This window comes from Campylobacter sp. CNRCH_2016_3089, assembly GCF_025772505.1.
GTDB classification, from domain to species: domain Bacteria; phylum Campylobacterota; class Campylobacteria; order Campylobacterales; family Campylobacteraceae; genus Campylobacter_D; species Campylobacter_D lari_D.
On record NZ_JAKMSF010000026.1, the window covers coordinates 1 to 4,581 of the forward strand.

General features: G+C 24.4%; 2 protein-coding genes. Both read right to left on the reverse strand.

What is annotated here, in order from left to right; translation table 11 throughout:
* Nucleotides 1-3,343: hypothetical protein (locus L8W69_RS09000; protein ID WP_263666965.1), on the reverse strand; the 3,343-nt coding region annotated here is incomplete at its 3' end.
* Nucleotides 3,340-4,581 (reverse strand): hypothetical protein (locus tag L8W69_RS09005; protein ID WP_263666966.1); only part of this gene is annotated, 1,242 nt, incomplete at its 5' end. The genes L8W69_RS09005 and L8W69_RS09000, both read right to left, overlap by 4 nt.

A 4,581-nucleotide genomic window follows, 5' to 3' on the forward strand; every position in this document is an offset into this window, starting at 1 on the left:
TATACATCACTTCTAAATTATGTTGTCCTATAGCTTCTAAATTTTCCATTAATCTTCTTGCTTTTTGCCTATCTTCTATGAACTTACCCTTTTCATCTTGAGTAGTATTATAAATACCATTTGCATATTCATATAAAATTTGTATAGTATCATTATAAGCTAAGATAGGGTGTTGTTTTATCACTGGGTGTTGTGTTTTATACTCTTCTTTTCTTTGAAAATGCTCTAGCTTATATATATTACAATTTCTAAGTTCTATATTGTTTTCTTCAAAAAATTCCATATCGTTTAAGATGTATTTACCCTCATTGATCTTATCTTCCTTAAAAGCACTTCTTTTCTCATCTAAAATAATATAAGATAAAAGTCTTTTTAAGGCAAATTCCCTAGCTTTGCTTGAAGTCGTAGCACAAGCAATACTAGGATAATAATTAAGCCCACCTGTGCATAATAAAGAACCAAAAATAAACTCAGATAAATCAAAACTCATAAATCTAGAATTTATCAATAAAGGATAGGTTAAGTATTCTTCTTTTTTTACAGCTAAAGGAAAATCATAATTGTAAGTAAATTTTTCATACATTAGTTTTTCATATAAAATTTTTAATCTTTCATAATTTGTAGGCAAAAGTGTATCGATAAAAGATCCTGCTAAATTTTTTAACACATCTACACTTAAATTTTTACTTACTTTAATAGAAAAATCGATAGCTAATTGTTTTTTTACTTTTGATATCAAATGAATTTGCTTAGCTTTATCCAATCTTGAAAAACTCTTTGACTTTTTTAACTCGCTTGCATATTCTAATTGATTAAAATAATAATAATTTGTTCCTATTTGATATAAAAAAAGCTTATTGAGTGGCTTTTTACTTTTTGGATTAATTTTTATAAAATGTCCTTTAGGATTAAGTGCATAAAATATCCCTAGTTCTTTAAAAAAATGTGCTTTAAAACTAGAAAATAATTTATTGCCATAATGCTTTTTATCAAAGCTTGAATTTATAAAAAATAAAATCATTTTTTTAAAAAAATCAGGCTGGCTCATAAAAAATTCTGCAAAAGGAAAAAGTTGCTTAATGATATTAAAAAAAGTGATATCTATGGATAATTTTGCAAGTTCATTATCAAGCATAATTTCTTGAATACTTTTATCTAAATCTTTTTTCAAAGGAAGAGTTTTATCTGTTTGTGTATTTTCTTTAAATTCAATTTCCTCATCAAAGCTTTCATTTAAGGTTTTTAAAAAATTCACATAAGTTTGATCATCTTCTTCAAAATCATTTTCAAACATAGCTTTGGCTAATTCATCTAAATAGATAACTTCATCTTCTTTTTTATTTTTATTTAATTCTTTAGATAAAAAGATGTAAATTTTTTTATCATTATCATAAAAATAAATATCATCAGGGATAAATAAGATATACTCATTAAAATAATTTGGTATTTTAATCTTTTGGTAATTAAGTGAAATTTCTTTATCACCATAATCTAAATTTGGAATTACAATATTTTTAACACCAAGAGAATATTCTTGTGTAGAAGCTAAGTCTTTTTGTAAAACATACAAAGTTAAAGTCAATAAAACAACCGTTAAAGGTGAGTATTTCTTAAAATCTACATTTTCATATGTTTTGGATATTGATGGATCTAACTCAAGAAAAAATTGCATTTGATTATAATCAGAATTGATATTATCTAAATAATTATTAAAAAGCCCGATATATTCTTTTACTTTTTCTTTTTCTTTTTCGCTAATTTCTTCCAGTTCTTTGGGTAATTTAAAAAAGCTATCAATATAAGCAAAATCTTGCTCAGCTTTTTCATATTCCAATCGTTCGTTTATATATTCCAATAAATAAAGTTTCATCCAAGAATATGGTTGATTATAAAAATTAAAATACCTTTTATATTTTTGATAAACCTGTCCATCAAGTTTCACAAAAGGACAAAGTTGCAATACAAAATCATCTTCCTTTTTAACATCTCTTTCTATAAAATAAGAACCATAATCTCTTTTACTAGGAAATTGCTCTTTTAACCCAAGTTTTTCATTTTTTGTAAGAGCTTTTGGGCGATTTTTTATTATTGCTCCTAATTTTTTTTGATACAAATCTTCACAAAGTGCTGCATTGTTAAGCTGTGGTGGATTGGTAATAAACAAATAATTTTTACCCATTTTGGTTGTATTGATTTGATCAGTATTTTTTTTATCTAGTATCATTTCTACTAGTATGGAAGAATTTAAATCAGGATATTCTGCATAAAAGAAATGATTAAGTTCAGAGATATTTGAATTGATTGCTTTTTTTAATGTTGTATCAAAATTTTTTAAACTAGAATTAATCAAAAGCGTATTATCTAACTTTTCATTTTCAATTTTTGGATTATTTTCTAAAAAATGATCAAAAATACCTTGAAATTCTTCATCTAAAATAACTTTATAAAAACTATTTTTATAAAGACTAATAGAAGGTGCATTAGAATAAGATGAAAAATCTAATAATACTTTATCATCTATAATCAATACATCAGATAAAATTTCTTCATTGCACAAAGCGATAATAGGATAAAGCTTACTAGTAATAAGCTCTAAAAGTGGATAAGCAAAATCATAATAATATTTTTGTTCCTTATGCTCTTGATAGTCAGAAGAAGAATTATAAGCTTCAAATAATGTATTTACAACAAAAACATAAGGATTTTTTTTGACTAAAGAGATAGGTTTTTTAAGATTGGTTACAGAATCTAATATATTGATAAAAAATTTTGCTATAGCTCTAATAATTTGCTTATATTCATCATCATTAGATTGAGTGATATTTTTTAAAAATGTATTAAAAAGTGTATCTAGGGTAAGTTGTATCTTTGGTTTAATCTCTTGCTCAAAATAATCAGATTCTTTGATATTTTTTAATAATGTATTTAATTCTTTTTGAACTCCTTTTAAAAAATTTTCAATATTTTCTTCATTACTCTCATCAATAATTTTATTGAGCGTTTTATTTTCGTTTTGATTGATTACATCATTTAAAAAATTTAAATTATTAAAGATAATTTTTTTAATACTAGATAAATTTTTATCAGAGCTAAATTTTTGTTCTTTTGTGATTTCATCTTTATTAGCTTGATTTAAATGTATGATTTTAAAAGTTTTTTTCTTGTTAATTTTAAATTTATATTCAATAGTATGTAGTGTCTTATACAAAGAATTCTTAGCTTCTTTATATCCATCAAAATCACCACATATAAAAATAATTTTATTAGCATTTTCGGTAAGATTTTTTAACTCAATTTCCAAATTATGATTTGATGTAATTAAGGTGAAATCTTTTATTTTCATATTTTAATCCCATTCACTACTACAAATTTACAAACATAAAGCTCTTGTTTTCTATCTTCATCTTCTAAGATCTCATCTAGTCCATTTGCGATTTGAAATTTTAAATTTTGCATTTTAGCAGGAGCTAAAAAACTAAAATGATATTCGTTTAATTCTTTATTATCTTCTAGGGAATTTTTGATGATTTTATCATACTCATGTAGCTGTGTAAAATACCCTGCTCCTAAATCTTTATATTCAAATTCTTTATAAGCACTTTTATAAACTTTAGCAATATTTTTTGGGATAATAAAATAAAGTTTGATTAAATTAGTATCAAAACTAAAATTTAATTCTTTAAATTCATAATCTTTACTAAAGTCTTGTTTGAATTGATTAAGAATATTAACATCTTCTATATCTTTTAAATCTTTTTGATCTATATTTAATTCACTTAAAGCTTTATTTTGTTCTTTTTTTTCATTATTGATCAAAAGATTATAGATAGGTAGGTTATCTTTTTGAAATCTATCACTTTTATAATGAAGTCTTATTATAGGCTCTTTTAGCTTTGTTTGGCTTTTGCTTTGCTTTGCTAAGCCTTCCTTAGGATTAAAACTATGATCAAATTTAAACTTAGTAGGTACAAAGCTTACTTTTAAAGGAAAGCCTTTATCACTAATACAAGCTGAGATGAGTTCTTGTAAGATTACATATTCATTATTAACTTTCTTTTGAGATAAAGAGCCTTTAACATCTACTACCTTAGTGCAAGGATAGCTTACATTTGCAATGGTATTAGGACAGCCACTTATGCTAGAATTAAGTAAATCACTTTCTAGCATAATAGGCACACCACCATCTTTAAAAGTTTTTCCTTTGTTTGATTGAAGTATGACTTTACCTCCATGGATACATTCTAGGTTTTGATTTTCTAAAAGGGCATGAAGTTTAGCTATAGCTTGTTTTTTGTTTATTTGTATGGTTTTTTGTTCTTTTAGAGTGTTTGAAATCAAATCTTTATACTCTAAGCTTTGCTTGCTTAAACATTCTAATTTGATATTTAAAGAATTTTCTATAATAGAATAATTAAGCAAGCAAAGTTCATCATTTTTATAAAAGATGCTAAGTTTTCCTTTGCCACTATTTTCATCTTTAGGAGAAAAATAATAACTAGGTGTATCTTGTTTTATGGTATTATCTTGATCTAATTCTCCAAAGTAAAAAGGATTGTTAGGAAGTTCACTTGAGCCTGTAAG